This is a genomic window from bacterium CG_4_10_14_0_2_um_filter_33_32, from assembly GCA_002792735.1.
Classification (GTDB): domain Bacteria; phylum Patescibacteriota; class CPR2_A; order CG2-30-33-46; family CG2-30-33-46; genus CG2-30-33-46.
This window is the reverse complement of the sequence record PFOW01000012.1, coordinates 15,958-35,206: the sequence shown is the minus strand read 5'-3', so window position 1 is coordinate 35,206 and position 19,249 is coordinate 15,958. Positions and strand designations below refer to the sequence as shown.

23 protein-coding genes, 1 other RNA gene and 1 pseudogene (1 of these 25 cut by a window edge) are annotated in these 19,249 nt (G+C 32.3%); 5 read left to right on the top strand and 20 right to left on the bottom strand.

Going from position 1 to position 19,249, the window contains the following annotated elements:
- Positions 1-9 (top strand): annotated as a pseudogene (locus COX95_01025) (hypothetical protein); it begins 282 nt to the left of the window's first position.
- Positions 10-159: 150 nt separating this feature from the next.
- Positions 160-1,203 carry a glycosyl transferase gene (locus COX95_01020; GenBank protein ID PIZ86558.1) on the top strand — a complete coding sequence of 348 codons (1,044 nt, stop codon included), beginning with the start codon at positions 160-162 and terminating at the stop codon, positions 1,201-1,203.
- A 23-nt stretch (positions 1,204-1,226) separates the two neighbouring features.
- Here the strand turns inward: COX95_01020 and COX95_01015 are convergent, their stop codons facing one another.
- The 5 genes from COX95_01015 to COX95_00995 form a co-directional block, all read right to left on the bottom strand.
- The gene (locus COX95_01015) at positions 1,227-1,409 is read right to left on the bottom strand and encodes a hypothetical protein (GenBank protein PIZ86557.1); all 183 of its coding nucleotides are present in this window, start codon (positions 1,407-1,409) and stop codon (positions 1,227-1,229) included.
- Positions 1,410-1,427: 18 nt separating this feature from the next.
- On the bottom strand, positions 1,428-4,133 hold the full coding sequence (locus tag COX95_01010; GenBank protein ID PIZ86556.1) for an ATPase: 2,706 nt from the start codon (positions 4,131-4,133) through the stop codon (positions 1,428-1,430).
- Between the two features lie 9 nt (positions 4,134-4,142).
- Entirely contained in the window at positions 4,143-4,583 is a 441-nt protein-coding gene (locus COX95_01005; GenBank protein ID PIZ86555.1) for a hypothetical protein, read from the bottom strand.
- Between the two features lie 63 nt (positions 4,584-4,646).
- Positions 4,647-5,390 carry a hypothetical protein gene (locus tag COX95_01000; protein PIZ86554.1) on the bottom strand — a complete coding sequence of 248 codons (744 nt, stop codon included), beginning with the start codon at positions 5,388-5,390 and terminating at the stop codon, positions 4,647-4,649.
- 111 nt (positions 5,391-5,501) lie between these two features.
- Entirely contained in the window at positions 5,502-5,834 is a 333-nt protein-coding gene (locus COX95_00995) for a hypothetical protein (protein ID PIZ86553.1), read from the bottom strand.
- Between the two features lie 262 nt (positions 5,835-6,096).
- On the opposite strand from COX95_00995, the gene COX95_00990 reads away from it, so the two are divergent.
- A complete protein-coding gene (locus COX95_00990) occupies positions 6,097-7,404 on the top strand; it encodes an ATP-dependent helicase (GenBank protein PIZ86552.1) in 1,308 nt (435 codons plus the stop codon).
- Between the two features lie 11 nt (positions 7,405-7,415).
- Here the strand turns inward: COX95_00990 and COX95_00985 are convergent, their stop codons facing one another.
- From COX95_00985 to COX95_00965, 5 genes are all read right to left on the bottom strand, one after another.
- Positions 7,416-8,570 carry an RtcB family protein gene (locus COX95_00985; GenBank protein PIZ86551.1) on the bottom strand — a complete coding sequence of 385 codons (1,155 nt, stop codon included), beginning with the start codon at positions 8,568-8,570 and terminating at the stop codon, positions 7,416-7,418.
- A gap of 95 nt (positions 8,571-8,665) precedes the next feature.
- Positions 8,666-9,616 carry a hypothetical protein gene (locus tag COX95_00980; GenBank protein PIZ86550.1) on the bottom strand — a complete coding sequence of 317 codons (951 nt, stop codon included), beginning with the start codon at positions 9,614-9,616 and terminating at the stop codon, positions 8,666-8,668.
- Positions 9,613-9,855, bottom strand: coding sequence for a hypothetical protein (locus COX95_00975; protein ID PIZ86549.1), 243 nt, complete (start codon positions 9,853-9,855; stop codon positions 9,613-9,615). Before COX95_00975 ends, COX95_00980 begins: the two co-directional genes overlap by 4 nt.
- A gap of 7 nt (positions 9,856-9,862) precedes the next feature.
- Positions 9,863-10,171: a transcriptional regulator gene (locus tag COX95_00970; protein PIZ86548.1), complete on the bottom strand. Its 309-nt coding sequence runs from the start codon at positions 10,169-10,171 to the stop codon at positions 9,863-9,865.
- Between the two features lie 166 nt (positions 10,172-10,337).
- Complete coding sequence (locus COX95_00965; protein ID PIZ86547.1) at positions 10,338-11,141, bottom strand: hypothetical protein; 804 nt, start codon at positions 11,139-11,141, stop codon at positions 10,338-10,340.
- Between the two features lie 158 nt (positions 11,142-11,299).
- Here COX95_00965 and COX95_00960 point away from each other — a divergent pair, with 158 nt between their 5' ends.
- Positions 11,300-11,524, top strand: coding sequence for a hypothetical protein (locus COX95_00960; GenBank protein PIZ86546.1), 225 nt, complete (start codon positions 11,300-11,302; stop codon positions 11,522-11,524).
- 86 nt (positions 11,525-11,610) lie between these two features.
- Here the strand turns inward: COX95_00960 and COX95_00955 are convergent, their stop codons facing one another.
- The 9 genes from COX95_00955 to COX95_00915 form a co-directional block, all read right to left on the bottom strand.
- Complete coding sequence (locus COX95_00955) at positions 11,611-12,477, bottom strand: hypothetical protein (protein ID PIZ86545.1); 867 nt, start codon at positions 12,475-12,477, stop codon at positions 11,611-11,613.
- 133 nt (positions 12,478-12,610) lie between these two features.
- A complete protein-coding gene (locus COX95_00950; protein ID PIZ86544.1) occupies positions 12,611-13,270 on the bottom strand; it encodes a hypothetical protein in 660 nt (219 codons plus the stop codon).
- 113 nt (positions 13,271-13,383) lie between these two features.
- Positions 13,384-14,079 carry a hypothetical protein gene (locus COX95_00945; protein PIZ86543.1) on the bottom strand — a complete coding sequence of 232 codons (696 nt, stop codon included), beginning with the start codon at positions 14,077-14,079 and terminating at the stop codon, positions 13,384-13,386.
- A gap of 79 nt (positions 14,080-14,158) precedes the next feature.
- The gene (locus COX95_00940) at positions 14,159-14,596 is read right to left on the bottom strand and encodes a hypothetical protein (GenBank protein PIZ86542.1); all 438 of its coding nucleotides are present in this window, start codon (positions 14,594-14,596) and stop codon (positions 14,159-14,161) included.
- A gap of 137 nt (positions 14,597-14,733) precedes the next feature.
- The gene (locus COX95_00935; GenBank protein PIZ86541.1) at positions 14,734-15,009 is read right to left on the bottom strand and encodes a hypothetical protein; all 276 of its coding nucleotides are present in this window, start codon (positions 15,007-15,009) and stop codon (positions 14,734-14,736) included.
- Between the two features lie 136 nt (positions 15,010-15,145).
- Positions 15,146-15,532: a transfer-messenger RNA gene (gene ssrA, locus COX95_00930) on the bottom strand.
- Between the two features lie 45 nt (positions 15,533-15,577).
- Entirely contained in the window at positions 15,578-15,964 is a 387-nt protein-coding gene (locus COX95_00925; protein ID PIZ86540.1) for a response regulator, read from the bottom strand.
- Positions 15,965-16,026: 62 nt separating this feature from the next.
- Positions 16,027-17,313: a hypothetical protein gene (locus tag COX95_00920; protein ID PIZ86539.1), complete on the bottom strand. Its 1,287-nt coding sequence runs from the start codon at positions 17,311-17,313 to the stop codon at positions 16,027-16,029.
- Positions 17,294-18,187 (bottom strand): hypothetical protein, encoded by an 894-nt coding sequence (locus COX95_00915; GenBank protein PIZ86538.1) that lies wholly within the window; start codon positions 18,185-18,187, stop codon positions 17,294-17,296. The genes COX95_00920 and COX95_00915 overlap by 20 nt, the downstream gene beginning before the upstream one ends.
- 32 nt (positions 18,188-18,219) lie before the next feature.
- Between COX95_00915 and COX95_00910 the strand changes: the two genes are divergently transcribed.
- Positions 18,220-19,044, top strand: a complete 825-nt coding sequence (locus COX95_00910; protein ID PIZ86537.1) for a hypothetical protein — start codon at positions 18,220-18,222, stop codon at positions 19,042-19,044.
- Here the strand turns inward: COX95_00910 and COX95_00905 are convergent.
- Complete coding sequence (locus COX95_00905; protein ID PIZ86536.1) at positions 19,013-19,249, bottom strand: hypothetical protein; 237 nt, start codon at positions 19,247-19,249, stop codon at positions 19,013-19,015. The two genes, COX95_00910 and COX95_00905, sit on opposite strands and share 32 nt — an antisense overlap.

Sequence of the window (19,249 nt, the reverse complement as noted above, 5' to 3'; positions counted from 1 at the left end):
CAAAAATAAATAATACAATGACCAATATCGCTCAATCAAAAAACCAGAGCGGTTTTTTTATTATTTATTCCGAAAAATCTGATTATTTGATTGTAAAAATTGACCGTGATTTAAAATCTCTGTATGCTTAGTATTAGGTTATCTAAAAATTTGTAGAAAATGAAAGTAGCTATATTCGCTCCTGTGATCGAAAGAGTTCCACCGCCACGCTATGGCGGAACTGAAATGGTAATATATCTTTTAGTAGAAGGACTAATAAAAAAAGGCTTTGATGTTACTCTTTTTGCATCCGCGGATTCGCTAACCTCCGCCAAATTAATCCCTGTATCCTCAGAGGCTATAAGAACAAACCCCGAAAATATCTGGCCATATGATTATTTTATGTCACAAGATTTAGCGGCAGATATCGTTAAAAACTATTTGTTAAAAAATCATTTTGATATATTCCATAATCATAATGAATACTTTGGGTTAATGGCGTCCAAGGATATAAATATCCCGAAACTAACAACTCTTCATGGCATACTTAATTTTAAGACTATAAAAAAATTCTTCTCAAGATTTGATAATTCTCATTTCATCTCCATTTCAAATGACCAACGCAAATATCAGCCTAAATTAAATTGGCTGTCTACCGTCTATAATGGAATAAATCTAAATGAGTTTACTTACAACCCTAATCCCAAAGGAAATTATTTATTATATTTTAGCCGAATAGCACAACAAAAAGGCTGCCTAGAAGCTATTCAGGTTGCCAAAAAAGTAGGTATGAAGTTAATAATGGCATCCAAAATAGACTACGAAGATAAAGATTTTTTTGAACTTAAAATAGAGCCGGAAATAGACAATAAACAAATAATATATCTAGGAGAAGTAGATCACGATAAAAAATTAGAGCTTTTCCAAAACGCATATGCATATCTATTCCCTATTAAATGGGATGAACCGTTTGGTTTAACTATGGTTGAAGCAATGGCATGCGGAGCACCCGTATTAGCTTTTAGAGCCGGCTCCGTACCTGAAATTATCGCTGACGGAACATCCGGATATATTTCTGAAAATATAGATCAAATGGTGGCAGATGTAAAAAAAGTTGATGAGTTAAAAAGAGAAAATTGCCGTAAGCAAGCAGAAAAATTTTCTTCCGAACACATGGTAGAAAATTATATCAAGGTTTATAAAAAGATATTAGCGAAGACTTAATAATAAAATAAAATTATTAATATTTATTTTTTATCATCCTTATCCCAAAAATCACAAAGACACGTGTTTCTTTTTTTAAACATGATCGATATGCCTATTGCTATTAGTAAAATTGACCAAAATATATGCAAATCAGCAGGTATAAAACCAAATTCTTGCGCAAGCCAAACACCTCCCCAAAATATTAATATTAAACCTATAAACATATTTACCCCTTAATCAAACTAGACCCTAAATTTGTTGTATAATTTTAATTTTCTTGATATTAGTTTATCAATCTCAATCAATATAATCAAACCGAAAGATGCTAAAATAGTAATAACCCATTCTAATATACCAACTTTAACAAAACCGAAAATATTAGAAAAAGGATGAATATACATCACAACAATTTGAGCTAAAAAACTTAGTGATATTCCTAAAAGCAGCGGTATATTTGAAAATTGATCCATATTGAAAACTGAGCGGGTCTCACTTCTACAATTAAATGCATTAAACCATTGGGAGATAGACAGAAATAAAAAAGTTATTGTTCTAGCATAATCATCTCCTTTACCAAGATTTACAACAAAAAGCATCAAAGCAACAATAACCATATAAGAACCGACTATTATACTTCTTCTTTTTATAAGATTTGATATTATGCCTTCGTTTAACTTACGAGGTGGTTTTTTAAGATGTTCTTCCTCTTTTGGTTCCATACCTAAGGGTATAATTGCAGAGGTATCAGTAATTAAATTTATCCATAATATCTGGAGCGGTGTTATTGGTATAGGCAATTTCAAAATTAGTGAACCCAGTACTGTTAAAACCTCCCCCAAAGAAGTAGAAATTAAGTATAAAACCGTCTTTCTGATATTCTCAAAAATTGTTCTTCCTTCCTCAACTACATTGATAATAGTTGCAAAATTATCATCCACAAGAACAAGATCAGCTGATTCTTTAGCTGCATCAGTACCCGACTCTCCCATCGCAACTCCTATATCTGCTTTCCTCAAAGCTGGGACATCATTAACACCGTCGCCTGTCATTGCTACAACCTCACCCTTGTTTTTAAGAAAATCAATAATCTTATATTTATGTTCAGGCAGTACTCGAGCAAAAACCGTTATATTAGAAAAATTATCCTTCTCATCTTCTTGTGATAAATTATCAATAACCTTATCCGCCACAACGGCCCTATCCCCCGGTTTATATATCCCCAAGCTTCTAGCAATAGATATAGCAGTTTCTAAATGATCCCCAGTAAGCATAATAATTTTTACGCCTGCGGCTTGACACTTTTTAATTGCATCTTCAACCCCGGGACGATATGTATCTCTCATGCCGATTAGACCTAAAAATATTAAATCCCCACTTGAAAATTCTTTATTAAAATTTTCTCCCTCCGTAAACCTTTTCTTAGCAACGGCAATTGTCCTTAATCCTCTCTGCGCCATATCTAATATTTGATTCTCTATTTCTTGTCTTACTTTGTTATTAAGCAGCAATTCTTTTTCTCCCCAATAAACCTTTTTGGATATTTTCAATATCTCTTCAGGCGCTCCTTTTGTATATATAAATAATTCAGGAGACTTAGCTAAAACAGCCGTTATTCTTCTTGTAGATGAAAAAGGGATTTCTTTTAATCTCTTAAACTCATTTTTAGAAAAACCAATACATGCTGCCGCCGCTAAAATAGCGCTGTCAGTAGGTTCTCCAATAACCCTACGATTTCCGTCTTCTATAATTAATTCTGCATTATTACAAACACTACCGGATACCAATAGCTCTCTTAGGTCATTTCCAATATACTTACTACCCTGAGAAGAAAAAGATCCTTCCAAGTTCAATATATCAATGTTGGATTCAATTTTTTTATCAGTAAATAATTCCACAACACTAAGCCTGTTGTGAGTTAATGTACCTGTTTTGTCAGAAGCAATAATTGTAGTTGTTCCAAGTGTTTCAACAGCCATCATATTTCTTACAATAGCTTTTTTCTTTGCCATTCTTTTTGCGCCTAAAACCAGAATAATAGTGATTGCGATTGGTAGACCTTCTGGTATTGCTGAAACAGCTAAGCTTATTGTTAACTGAACCATATACAATATTTCTTTATGAACAATAATGCCTATAGCCAAAATAATAATACTAGCGACTAAAACAGCTATACCAATATCTCTACTTAATTTTTTCATTTTTATCTGAATAGGAGTTTCAGTTTCAACTTCTTGCGAAAAGAGTGCAATTTTACCAAAATGAGTCTCAGTACCTGTACTAACAACAATAAACTCGCCCCTACCTTCTGCTACTGTAGTACCTTGAAAAACCATGTTTTTTGGAATAGTATTTTCACTTGTATTTATCTTTTCATCTACCTTTTCCGCCAAAAATGATTCACCCGTGAGAGCAGATTCATTAATTAATAAATTATTTGCCTTAATTAATCTCCCATCTGCTGGTACTCTATCGCCCTCTTCTAGAATTACAATATCACCTGGAACAATACGACTAGTTACTATTGTTGTAATTTTTTTCTCTCGTAAAACTTTTCCAAAAAACTGGGATAATTCTTTTAGCGAAGCAATCTCTTTTTCAGCTTTAATTTCTTGAATATACCCAATCAAAGTATTAATAAAAACCACAATTATAATAATAGCTACGTCAATTATTTCACCTATTAGTCCAGCAAATGCAGCAGCAAAAAAAAGCGCATAGACTAGCGGACTCTTAAGATTATTAAAAAAAATAGAGATTTTCGTCCTACTTTTCTTTTCTGGAAGAGTGTTAAACCCGTAAATATTTAATCTCTTGTCTGCTTCACCACTACCAAGGCCTACTATATCTGATGATAAAATATCTAAAGTCTCCTTAATTGTTAAATGACAAAAATCTATTTTAAGTTTTTTTATGTTTATTTCTTCTAATTCCTTCATAGCAATATTCATATTTAAGTATTATTTTAAATTTTCTATAAAACTATGACCACAATTAAAACAAGAAGAAGTATGGATACAAATAGCTCCCTTACATTTTGAACAAGTAAATCTTTTCCTCTGTTCTAGAATAAATTTCTCTAAACCTATACTTTTAATTCTTTCGTTATTTTCAATAAAGCTTGTATCCCAATTTTTCTTTTTATATCTCGCTTCTAGTTTCTTTAAATTATCACAGGGAAAATTTTCGCATTGATAACAAAAATCAATTTTATTCTCCCTTAACAGCTCACACCTTCCTTTAAGAAAAGCGCATTGTTTATTTCTTGACCTACAACCAATACATCCCTTATATTTACCCTTAATCATCTTACCTGTTTTTTTAATAAGGTATCCTATACAGTAAGCGCAATTTATGCCGCAAGGCGCAACTAATTGTTTATCTAAATCTGTTGCTTTCATATTCTAATATTATCATAAAGCCTCTCTTGAAGAGAGGCTTTAAAGGCTTAACAGTTTGAATATTTATTCAGAAGTAACATAATCAAGGGTCACTAACATATTATTAATTGCAGAACCAAAACCATTATCAATCTTATAAAATGTATAAAAATCTCCCGATACAAAGTCTAACCAGTCAGAATTAATAATACCAATTTCAGGACGATAAACAGTATTATGGGTAATTGTAGATGAATCATTGGAAAGAGCAGCAATTTGTCCTGTTGTATCGGCTGTTAAGTTTTTATGAATAACAAGATGAGTATGATTAGTTCCATCTACTGGAATATCGGATGTATTTACAAAAGATATTGCCGTTACCGTTCCGCTAGTTGGAGCAATAAAAATTGGTTGAGCCTTTCCTGTCCCTGCATCTACAGATCCCATAGGGATAGAAACGGTATGGGTTTTAGCCATTACAGCAAGCTTTGCAGCAGTAACCGTATTATCTAAAATTTTATCAGTAGTTATAGCATTATTTTCTATTTTCCCCCCAGAAATAGCATTGTTTTTAATACCGTTTGTGCCTAAAGGCAATCCTCTGCTTACAAAATCTCCGGGGTTAGTACCTTCATGATCATGGTATCTAACTAACATCCCTACATTGTAATTAGATACTATAGCTTCATCTAGTTTAGCCCAGAGCATTTCTAGAAGACCTTTAGCATCACTATTATAAACAGATGGTGCGCTGCCAGCTGCTTTAATAGAGGTTACGATAAAGATAGAGACAAAAATGCCTAACATCAGATAATTTTTTTTCTTCATAAGAGGCCTCATTAATTATCAATATTATATAGAAAAAATTGCTTAAAAGAAATAATTCTTAATTAAACTTCTGCCATTTACCTTCTGATGTAAGCACAAGTTTCATTTATTTTACCAACTGTGCCCAAGCTCACTTAATATTAACCAAACTTTTATGTTTTTAAACGTTGGCTCTTGTGTCCTAATAAAATTCACGATATTCTTACAGATTTTATCTTGTCTTTTTACTCTATCTTTGAATTGATGCACCTTAACTTCCAACTCAATTAGCCCTAGCATACCGTCACCATTAACCTTCAATAATCTAACGCTAATCTCGTCAGGCTTTAATCTAATATCTTTACAACTTAACTCACCCGCCAAGTAACGCTTTAAATTTTCTACTAGAAATTCAATCTTTAATTCTTCTTCGCTATTTTTATAATAGATATTAACTGTTGGCATATATTTATTTTATCATAAAAATAAAAGATTAGAATTTGTATAGATCAGAATTTATATCTCATAAAATTATGCTGGAATAACTCATCCTTATTTCTCAAAAGTCTGGACAAATTTATTGTTCTATGATATACTTTATTGGTTGTTTATATGGATGCGAGCCTTTAACACCAAAAGGATTAATACATACATTAAATACTCGAAATTTCATACAGGCGACAAATCTAAAGTATCCCGCATTTAGCGGGTGGAAAAGAAGAGTATTATGTATCAAAAATCTTTTAATCCCACAAAAAGTGGGTATAAAGGCAGTTTCAACTCATCGAATAAATCAAGAAGCGGAAATAAATTCGCCACGAAGAGTCATAGTGAAAATAATCAATTTAAAAGCACCAGCAACGGTAGTTACTTTTATAAACCCGGCAAAAAGAATAATAGGCCCTCCAGATTCCAAAGAAGAGCTCATACATCAATCGATAATTATTCAAAATATATCAAGAAAGCTTCTCCAGCCTCTGACGTAGAAAAATATACTCCAAAATATAAATTCGCTGATTTTAATTTAGTTGAACAATTAAAAAATAATATTGAAACTAAGGGCTATATTATCCCTACTCCAATTCAAGACCAGGCAATCCCTATCGTACTTGATAAAAAGGATATCATTGGAGTTGCAGATACAGGAACCGGCAAAACTGCGGCCTTTATTGTTCCTTTAATTAATAAAATTTTTATGGACCGCGAACAAAAAGTATTGATTGTCGCCCCAACAAGAGAGCTAGCCAGTCAAATCGATACGGAGCTTAAAGATTTTGCAAGACATATGAAAATATTTTCAGCCCAATGCATAGGTGGAGTTAATATACGACAACAGATCTTCGACCTTAATAGAAATCCTCAATTTATTATTGGCACTCCAGGGAGACTTAATGATTTAATTCAAAGAGGCAGGCTTAAATTAAATAATGTACAAAATATAGTTTTAGACGAAGTGGATAGAATGGTAGATATGGGCTTTATCGACGATATTAAAAAAATATTGTCTCTGTTACCAAAAAACAGACAATCTTTGTTTTTCTCTGCAACAGTTCCCCCTAAAATTAGCAATCTTATCAAGGGTTTTTCAAATAACCCAATTACTATTTCTATAAAATCATCAATAACATCAGAAAATATTGAGCAAGATATCGTTAAAGTAAAAGGTGGCCAGGAAAAAATTGAAGTTTTGCATGAACTTTTGATAAAAGAGGAATTTAAGAAAGTACTTATTTTCGGTAGAACCAAAAGAGGTGTTGAGGATTTATCAAATAAGCTTTTTGAACGAGGTTTCAAAAGTACCTCTATTCATGGAGATAAACCGCAAACTAAAAGAGAAAAAGCCTTAAGGCTTTTTAAACAAGATTACCTCAATATACTAGTTGCCACGGACGTAGCTGCCAGAGGACTAGATATTAGCGACATCACACATGTAATAAACTATGATCCGCCCGAAAACCATGAAGATTATATCCACCGAATAGGTAGAACTGGTAGAGCCAATAAACGTGGCAAGGCCTTAACATTTGTCAGTTAAAAATATTTGAACTACCCCTTAACTACTGCCAAAGGTGCAAATATTTCAATAATCTGCGCTAAATCTTTTTGTTTATCCATTACTTCTTCAATATTCTTATAAGCTGAGGCTGCCTCATCCAAATCTCGCTTGCCGCGAATTGCATGAAGAATCCCTTTTTTATCTAATTTACTTTTTTCTTCTTCTAAACTTAGAGATCGGCGGGCTTCTTTCCTGCTCATTCTACGCCCTGCCCCATGCGCACAACTATTAAAACTTAAAGTATTCCCTAGGCCTTTTATTAAATAACTATGTGTCCCTTGTGAGCCAGGTACTAATCCGATCTGATCTTTTACGGCAGATATCGCTCCCTTTCTATGAACAATTACTTCTTTCCCAAAGTGTTTTTCAAGGCTTGCATAATTATGATGAATATTAATTTCCTTCTCAAATTCTACTGTCGGAAAATGATCCTCAAAAATTTTAGAAATCTTTGATAGCATTAAAGAACGACTATTATATGCAAACTGAAGACAGAAGTTCATATCCTGCCAATAGCTCTTACCTTCTTTTGATTGAAGAACAAGGTAGCACAGATCCCATTTTTCAGAAATCTTTATTTTGTTTTTCTTATTCAATTCTTTTGCTAAATGATTATAAAAATGTGCCACTTTAAAACCTAAATTTCTAGAACCTGAGTGTACCATAATCCAAATATATTCTTTGCTATCTTTTTGTATTTCAATAAAATGGTTTCCACCGCCTAATGTCCCAACTTGATGCAAAGCAGATTCATATTCCTTTTCTATTTCTTTACTAAAATTGAACTTAGGCATATTTATCTTATCTTGCGAAACTTTATAATGAGCAAAACCAACAGGTATTTCTTCCCTAATTTTTCCCAAAATATTTTTTAAATCTTCTTTGCTTACTCCTTTTAGTGAAGTTTTTCTGGCAGTTACTCCACACCCAATGTCTACACCAACCGCGTTAGGAATAATTACTTTTTCAGTTGCTAAAACTCCGCCAATTGGCATACCATAGCCTTCGTGAACATCAGGCATTATTGCAATATGATGAAAAGCAAAAGGGTGATTTGCCAGATTATTAGCCTGCATTAGCGCCCCTTCTTCAATATCTTTTGCCCATAAATATATTGGCAGTTTTTCAGATTTTATTTCAATCATAAATATATATTACCTTTTTTAGAGTGCCATAAAAGGTCCTTTTTAACTAAAATATATCCAATAAAGATTGTTTAAAGCTAAAAATAGAGACTTTTCTAAATAATAATTAGATTGAAAAGATAACCTGTAATTATGATCCCAATTCCGACAACCCCAGCAAAAATAAGAATAAGCTTGGTTTTCATAACTCTTTTTAAAATCATAAATTCTGGTAAGGATAAACCCGTAACTGCCATCATAAAAGCTAAAACAGTTCCGATACTAACCCCCTTCTCGACTAAAACACTAACCAAAGAAATAATTCCTGCCGCATTTGAATAAAGAGGTATGCCAACCAACACGGCCAGTGGCACGGCATACCAATTTCCACTCCCTGCATATTTAGCGAGAAAATCAGTAGGAACATAACCGTGTATAAAAGCACCTATACCAATACCAATCAATATAAATAACCAAACTTGCTTAACAATATTCATTGTATAGTTTTTTGCATAAAAAATTCTTTGTCGAAAATCTAACTTGGGTAGATCTAATTGTTTGCCCTTATTTTTATATACAAAATCCTCAACTAGATTTTCAACTTTTAAATTACCTATAATTAATCCCGAAATAATAGCTATTATAAGTCCGCTTACTACATAGATAGCCGCTATTTTAAAACCAAACATTCCTAATAACAAAACAAGCGCAACTTCATTGATCATTGGTGAAGCAACTAAAAAGGAAAACGTAATTCCGAGTGGAACTCCTACTTCTACAAAGCCAAGAAACATTGGTATGGCGCTGCATGTACAAAAAGGGGTAATAATTCCCAATAAAGCCGCCAAAATATGACCGACATATTTTTTCCTTTTTGAAAGGATGTCTCTGATCTTTTCTGGTGGAAAATAAGAACGGATCACTGAAACAATAAAAATAACCGTGATGAGCAACAAAAAGATTTTAATTGTATCGTAAATAAAAAAGTTTACTGTTTCAGCAACAAGAGTTTTGGGAGTTATATTAAAAATAGTATAAGTTAGCCAATCAGCAAAAATCTTAATCATTTATTTAAACTCCTAATTATCTCCTCTATATCTTCAACGTCAGGAATCATCCCCACGGCTTTTATTTCTCCATCTATAACCAGAGCGGGCGTACTCATAATTCCATAAGAGAGAATTTCCGTTAAATCGGTAACTTTTATGATGTTTGCCTTTACCTGAAGATTCTTAATTGCTTGTTTTGTATTAGCTTCCAGTTTATTACAATTTAGGCAACCAGTGCCTAGAATTTTAATCTCCATTCTTATCTCATATTAAATTAATAAATATGCTTCTATACTTTCTAAAAACAACTTTATCAAGACTATATATTATAAAATTACCATCCCGCCTTTCCTTAAGTAATCCAGCACTCTTTAATTTGGATAGATGATGAGAAACAAGGTTTTGCGAAAGTCTTAATGATTTATAGATTTTACAAACACACAAATCTTGCTTACTTAAAAGACTAATTACTTTTAACCGATTAGGATCAGATAAAAGCTTAAAAAAATCGCTTAAATCTATTGCACTTATTAAGTTTTTTAACTCTTGGTTACAACAAACTGTTTTTTTCATAACAACCCTATATCAATGACTATTGATATAGTAGCACTTATTATATAATCGGTCAAACTAAAATTTAGATCGACTAATTCAGAAACAATAGCATTATCTAATCTCTTGGCTAAAAGTTTTACCACAGTGGATTCTCCGGAATTTATGGAACCGCTAATAAAAATAATCATGCTGCGATATCTCTTTTATTAAACAATACGATTGCTAAAGAGCTGGAAATAAGAAATGTTCCCAAAAAAATTAACCAAGCCCAATTATCTATTTTGTTATGAACCAAGATTTCTGAATAATTAAAATAATAGAAAAATGAAAAATATTTTAACCCGCTTAAGTTATCCTTTAAAAGAGCGACGAGATTAGCAAAATACATTGCCATTAGGGTACCTGAGGTTAAAAAGATTACTTTTCCTTTTTCGGAAAACATAGCCGAAAACAACATAGATAAACTAAAAACAGACAACCCAAAAACAAAACCAATGATAGTTATTTTTAAAAAACCTTCACCTGTATAAGCAACGCCATAAATTTTAGCCAAAGGGACAATTAACAAGATAGAAACTGTGGTAAAAATAAAGATATTAAAAACACCTGCGAGGAATTTTCCTAAAAATATTTTAGTCCTTGAAATAGGCTCTGATAATAAAATACTGATTGTCTTTTTCTCTATTTCTTCGGATATAAAGGCGCTGCCAGAAGAAATAGCTAATCCAATAAGCATAATTGGCCAAAGGAGGCTAAAGTGTTTACCGGAAATAAAACCCTCAAACCTTGTAAAAGATTTTGGATCCAGGCTGAAAGCTTTAACGACGCCTTCTGGCAAATTTTTTACAAGTTGGGCAACGTTAACCGATGATCCTTGAACGATTGGAAAAAGAGAAACATATATCCAAACAAAGAAAAGTCCTGCCAAACAGTAAGTTAGAAGTGTCCATCTTTTTTCTTTTATCGCTTGCTTAAAAATACTAAACAATTTTTCCTATGTTTTACTCTTTTTCCATATTACCACAAAACCCCTCCTGAGAGAGACCTAAGAGTGAGGCCACGACAGGCCGGGGTAGAAAAAGTTTTGGACTTATTTTAGCCAAATACCCCATATAAATTATGTAAATCTTATGTTATGATGTAGTTATGCAAAAAACAAAAGAAGAAATGATGGAAATATTCATTAAAGATTATAATATACTGTTTAATGTCCCTAACTATGGGATAGATAGAAATATTTGTGAACAATACAAAAGAGAACATCCGAATGAATTTAAATCATCAGGGTGGTCTATTGGCAAACATCGAAAAAAATTAATGGACTGGTTCTCAAAACAAAGCCCCGAAACAAAAAAATTGTTGGGTAAATAAGAAAAAAGGCTCAGATAAGAGCCTTTTTCTAAATCGAAATTTTGATAGAGCCTCGGCAAATCAGGATAGAAAAAGCTTAGATAATATTATTCAGAAACAGTGTATTCAATAGTTGTAATAAACTGACTGAGAGATCTTCCGGCACCAAAATTAAAACATTGGAAATAAACAACATCCCCAGCAATCACTGACGCAGAGAAAGTCCCTGTATAAGTATTGTTCCAGTTAACACCTCCCAAAGCAACGCCTCCCGTAGCCTTAGTATAAGCAAAAACAAGATTACCCCCACTCCCAGATCTAGCTCTTCCAATAGAAAGAGCGAGATAATCGGTATCATTTTGGTTAATTGCGCCCAAATTGGCAAAACTTACTTTAGTAAGTGTAATATTCCCCTGCGCAATCATTATAGGCAGATCTACGCTCGTTCCGGCTGCGAGATCTCCGACATAGAGAGAAGCGCTTCGAGTTCTTGCGGCAGTTGAAAGTTTTGTTGCAGTTACTGCTCCATCTGTAATATCTGCAGTGTCAATTGAGGAACCAAACTTAGTAATATTTGAAGATAAAGCAGAATCAGAAACTTTACCAGCAGTGGCAATAGTTGCTAGCTTGGAATCAGAAATAGCAGCTATATCGGATATGTCTGCATCGGCAATTGTTCCATCTGCTATTTTTGCAGAAGTAATGGCATTGTTTTTTATACCGTTGGTGTTAATAGGCAATCCTCTAGTTATAAATGAACCATCACCTGTAGAACCTTCATGATCATGGTATCTCATTAACATACTGACATTGTAGTTTGCATTAATCGCCTGATCCAGCTTAGCCCAAAGCATTTCTAAGAGACCTTTGGCATCACTATTATAAACAGATGGTGCGCTACCAGATGCGTTGATAGAGGTGATGACAAATAACGATAAAAGAATACCTAAAAATAATATTCCTCTTTTTTTCATAAGAGATCCTCATTAATAACTTTAATAATTATACCACAAAACCCTCCAAAGAGGGGTTTAAAAATAGGGAGCGCTTTAAAACAAAGTGTAGTAAAACAAGTTTGAGCTTATCTATAAACAACCCAATCAAGCTTTATTTCTTATATTCGCCTAATAAACAATAATGTCTTCTATCAGTATCAACCCAGATATCAAGTTTAAAATTTTTGAACTCCTTTTTTATTAATTCTTTATTAAAAAGATAGTGAAGCAATCCCTTTTCCCCTCCCTCTATCGGAACATAAGTTCTAGCACCAACCACTTGATATCTTGATTTTTGTTTTCCGTATTTTTCGATTATCGTAAAATTTGGATAAAATTTTCTAAACTTTCTTTTGCGAACCGTTATAAAAATTAATCCTTTTGGTTTTAAAATCCTCTCAACCTCTTGAATTGTTCCCCGAACTTTTTCGATTCCTTGATGATGAATAGTATTTGTGGAAATCACGGCATCAAAAAAATTATCTTTATATGGCAGCTTCTTATATATGGAACCGATTTTAAAATTAGCTTTAAGCCCTTCTTTCTTTAGCCATTCTCTGGCAATCCTAACTCCTTCTTCAGAAATATCCATTCCATAAATATCAAAACCACATTTAGCTAAATAAACAGTATGCCTTCCTGTGCCACAACCTAAATCAAGAATTTTCTTTACCTTACGTTCTTTGAAAATCCTTCCAATTTTTTTCATATCCTCATGGGGATTAGTAAAAACTTTCCCGTGCTTTTTAAATACTTCATTCCATTGTTTCATAATTATAATTCTACTATTTTTCCTATCATCAAAATATACCCTTAAACCCCTCAAGAGAGGGGTTTAAGGGTGGAGCATAGCTGAAGAAGTTTGGACTTATTCCAAAAACAATGCTACAAATCCTCATTCCTTAACCAGGATATAGTTGATTCGATATTTTCTTTTGAAAATTCCCTAGCATCAATTTTATTACAAATCCAAGTGACGATACTTCTTAAATTACTATTCAACATATCAACCCAGCAAAAAGTCCTTCCTTTTTCTCTAAGAAAAGCCGGTTTGGTAGCACTTTTAATCGCTTCCAATGCATCTGAAAAATTCAAATCCTGAAACTCATAAGTTACTGCTACATTATCTTTCGCAATACTAGATATATGGCTAACTTTGTTTCTAATATCATTCCAAACCTTTCTTATGCTTTCGTCATCATCTTTTGGGATACCCAAATCCAAAGGGTAATCTTTTACTAATTTTATAAAAGAATGAATTTCAATTATTTCTGCCTTGTTGGGTCGTTTTATGACCTTAAGTTCTGGATTTTTCTTCTGACACTCTTTCAAAACTTCAAGAGTTTCCTCAGATATTTTATTCATACCATCTAGTCCAGAAGATAATATTTTATAAACTTTTGCCAGAAAATTTAGAACTGAAAATTGACCCATTAAAGCCAGTATATTACCACCACCTAATTTATATTGGTGTAGTAATAGATTGCCATCAGTTCTAAGCAAAAGAAATGAATCAATATCTTTTAGTATTAATTCTGGTACTTCTTTAATAATTTTTTTTATATTATCTTCTTCTGCCATAACTAAAAATCAATTTCCCTCTTCGACGCCCATCAATTAATCTCTTTTTATTTAATCCAAATATAACTTTAATAATTAACTAAGGAATAGTATTATTTTTATCTAATATATCGTGAAGCTCTGTTATTCGTAAGTAAAATCCAAATGGGTCTTCAATCCTATAATCTTTTAGTCCCCAAGGCTTAACTTTTAGTTCTTGTATAACCTTTGCAAATTTACTCGCTTCTTCGAATGACTTTTCTACATCGTTTACCAATAGAACAATCTCAACTCCATATCCTCTTTTAGTATCTTTAGAAAAACGACCAAAATAAGAGTGCTGATAAACCATTTCATTACCACAATAAAAGCATAAAATATTACCTTCTAATTTTAGAATAAGATAGCCCTTTTTGTCTTCTGGTTCTCTTTCCCAAATAACGTTAAATCCTAATTTTCCATAAAAATTTTTGGCAAGTTCAAAGTCTGGAATATGTAACTCTATTAAAGAATTATTTTGTTGAGGATTTACACTCATATTATCTCCGTTTTATTAATAAAGAAAATTTATAATTAATATACCATAAAGACCCTTCGAAGAAAGGCTTAAGGGTGGAGCTGGCGGGCTACAGCATTAAAATAAATTTATTACTGGGTAAAAATCTTACTACTCACCTAAGAATCAATGTCTAATTCCCATTCTTTGGTAATTAGCCTATTCTTCTTCTCTTGAGACCAATCCTTAACTTTTATCTCCAATTCTCTAGCCTTGTGCTTATTCTCGATAGGTAAAGAAACATAAACTAATTCAAAAGGGCCTTGATTAACAGCAAATTTAGCTCCATTCCCAGAATTATGAGCTTTTATTCTTTCTTTAGGACTTTGACTAATACCCGTGTAATATCTTCCTGTTCTCGTTCTAGCAATATATAGAAACCATGGTTTGTTCATAATTTATGCAGGAAGTGGCTTCTCGATTTCTATAGAAACTCGAAGTCATTTCTCGATTCTTATTTACTCAAATATATTTTACTAAACAGCTCCATTTTCCGGCAAGCTTTTTTTGGTCTATTTCGAGCTTGTCGAGAAATGGAGCTGGCGGGAATCGCACCCGCGTCCGTAAGCATAGCTTTAAACATTCTACAAATTTAGATTGTTTTTTGTTTTCGGGTTAGCTGTAAAAAACAAACAAAATCAACTAACCTTATCCTGTGAATCTTAATTTCGGCTTACAGATACAACCGAAAAGCACCTCGAAAAATGACGCCTGTTCACTTCAGTCGAGGAGCTGGAATGACAGACGGCCATAGAAATTAAACTACAGCTGGCGCAAAGCTCAAGCCGCTAAAAGCAGCTTTTACTTTGCTAACAAGTGAATTTGCACTTGAAGTTTTTGAATCAGTTTAGCGAGTTAACTCGGCTCGATTTGCAATTTAAAACTATTAAAGAACTTACGTCGAAGCTGATCAGCCCCAGACAACTAATATTAGTACATTTTGGAATTAAAAACTATACTATTTTATCTTTTTTCCAATTCTTCACGTAAAATATCAATGACTTCTTTTGGTGTAACGTCGGATTTAATTAAGTATGAAGCCGCTCCAAGTTTTAGCGCCTCCTCCTTCATTGCCTCGTGAGGCAAACCTGTCAATATAATAATAGGCACTTCCCATGAATTAGGATTGCTTTTTAACTCTTTTAATACTTCCATGCCAGATTTTTTGGGCATCATAATATCTAACAAAATGGCATCAGGCTTTTCTTGCAGAGTTAAATTTACCGCCTCTTCCCCATCTTTAGCAAAAACAATATTAAAAGAAGTCTCATTTTCAAATTTTAACTGATATAATTCCCGGATATCTGGTTCATCGTCCGCTATCAAAAGTTTATATTTTTGGTCTTCCATATATTTATAATTTATCTTTTATATATTATACCAAATAAATAAAATAGGTAAAAGTATCGTTTCTAGAAAGAATCAATTATTAAATCCCTTATTTTGATAGCCTGTTTCACTGCATTATTTAAACCTCGATCCTTAGGATAAATATGCGACATGCTGGTTATAAATAAATTTTTTACAGATAATTTATTAGGAATTTCTCGGTAATCTTTTTTGATAATAGGCTGGGCTTCTTCATTTTTAAATACATAAAGATCAGATACGTGATTATTAATGTCGGGGAATAACTTATTTAAATGAATAAGATACTCAGACTTTATTTCACTGTCGCTCTTTCTAAAAAACGCCGAATCAGTTGGCAAATAATGACTAAGATATAAAAAATGAGAATTTCCGTATATTTTTGGATTTAATAAATTAGTGTGCTCAATAATTCCTTTAAAAAGTGTTTCTTGATCGAAAATATTATTCCAATAATGATCGGTGATTTTTTTATTTAACCGGATCAAACAAGAAATTACTCCTATATATTCTACTGATCGAAGTTGATGATTTTCTTCAAGGTTGAAATCAATAGTATCTAAAAAAATTTTAGGAGAAATAGTACTTATCATAAAATCAAAAGGCTTACCATCCACCAAAAATTGATTATTGTTATTTTTTATATTATTTATATCCTTATTGGTTAATATCTCCCCGCCCCTTATTATAATTTCCCTTGCCAATCGATCTACAAGCAACTTAAAACTACCATCCATATAACCTAATATTTCTTTTCCTTTGGTTCTAGATTGAATCCGGCTTTTTAATCTTGATAAAAACCAATTTGCATTTATAGAAGGAGCATATTTGCTAAATTTGCCTTCAAAAAGCGGGCGCCAGAATTCTTGCCAGACCTGTTTCCCCAAATATTTTTCAATGACTTCTTTGGCTGATAAATTATCGAAGCCACGACTCTTTAATAATAAAAATAGACTTCCTATAACATAACGAAATCTTGATCCTATCGACATAAAATCCAATTTAAAAATATCTACAGGAGAAGAAAAATCATATATACTTTTATCTCTATAAATACTAACACTGCTTGGATGCCATTTAATTGTATAGGATATCCCTAATTCTTCTATTAAATTAAGAAGTTCTATGTCATTAGTAAATATATGATGATAGAACTTTTCTATATACTGTCCATTAGGTGTTTCAATTGTCTGTAATAAACCACCGACCTCTTCTTCTTTCTCAAAAACAGAAACATTAAATCCTTCTTTGGAAAGAAAATAAGCTATAGCTAACCCGGACAAACCGGCTCCTATAATACATACTCTTTTATTATTCATCTTCGAGGTCATAGATATTTTTTGTTATATAAAGAGGTTTTTTTCTAATCTCATCAATGGTGTAATTTAGATAAATAAATAATATCGTTAGCAAAAACAGTTGAAAAATATCTAAAATAAAAATTAAGATAGTAACTGCTATTAAATTTTGAAAAAATAAAAATAAGAAGATACTACTCATAGCTAATATAAAAATTGCCAGAAGAAGAATTAATCTACTTAAACCCCTGGGCAAAGATATAAAAGCATCAAACCCAAGCCTTACCATTTTTAGAAATGAATAGCTACTTTTCCCTTTATGTCTTTTATCCCTATCTATTAAAACCTTGCCTTGTTTAAAACCTAACCCTTGAATAAAACCTCTTAAAAAAATAGTTTTTTTCTTGAAAGCATTAATCTTTTCTATAGCTTTTTTATCTAGCAAATAAAAATCACCTACATTAGAATCGATTTTAGAAGCCACCAAATTTAATATCTTATAAAAAATAAGTACACTGGCTTTTTTAAAAAAAGAGTCCAGCCTTAAACGCCTCTTTGCAAAAACAACTTGATAGCCTGATTTCCATTTCTCAATAAGTTCTGGTATATATTTAGGGTGATCCTGCAAATCGGCATCCATTACAATTGCAACATCTCCATTTATATAAGATAAACCAGCCCTTATGGCGGCCTGCTGACCAAAATTTTTAGAAAATTGAATTATTTTTATACGCTTATCTTTTTTTTGAAGATTTTTCATTATGTCTAAAGAATTATCATCAGAACCGTCATCAATAAAAACAATTTCGGATTCTTTTATTTTTATATACTTAATAAGCTCGCAGTAAAAATCATTAATAGATTCTTCTTCGTTGTGCACAGGCATAATAATCGATAATTTATACATCTTACCTACGTATTTTTTAGTTTTGTATAGTCATGTATAATAATATAGAAGTAGTTATATGTGAGCAAGCCATGACACATCATTTTAGAAAAAGGTACTTTGTATTAGATTTACTGAGAGGATCGGTGGTTCTTTTGATGATCTTGGCTCATTCGGTTTACTTCTTTCATAATTCAACAAACAGCTTGTTATTAGGGATGGAAAAAATTGGAAATACAGTTTGTTTTACTGTATTTCTTTTGGTTTCAGGAGCAGTTTCCTATATCGCATATATAAAACATGAAGAATATATTATAGGATCAAGAAAAAAGCTGCTAAAAAGACTATTAGTAATCCTTGGGTCTTATTATTTACTAGCTTTTTTTGTCTCATCAGGCCAAATACTTGCAAGCCAGACCTTGGATAAATGGAAATTAATTATAGATATATTAACTTTTAGAGCACTTCCTTCATATACAGAATTCATTCCTCCGTTTATTTTTTACTCATTTTTAGTTTTTATATTCCCCAAGTTCTTAAAACAACTTTCCAACTCTTTACCGATATCTATAATTATCTCAATTTATTTATATTTTACCGGATTTTTTCTTTATGGGATTAAAGCGCCTGAATTTTTCGAACCATGGAAAGCATTTTTGGCTGGCAGTGAAGGATATTTTAGATTCCCCATTTTACAATATGCCCCGATATTTATTTTGGGAATGTCTTGGGGCCATTGGCTTAGAACCACAGAAAAACTTCACCATAAAAAAGAAATATCAAGGTTTCTTGCGATAGTATCGGCCATAGAAATACTGATTGCAGTAATTGCGGCTAATATTAATTTCAAGCCATTTGATATCCTCTTTTTAAGGTGACCGCCATCAATACCTTTTCTTCTAATAGGGACTGCTTTTGCTTTTTTGCTAAACTATATATTCTATCTGCTAAAACAGTTAAAAAACTTACCGGCAATACGAGATACTTTGCTTGTTTTTGGACAAAATGCTTTTGCGGTATTCTGGATTCACATATTTCTTCTAAAGTTATATGAAATTTCGGGTGGCGTAAAAACAGATTCAA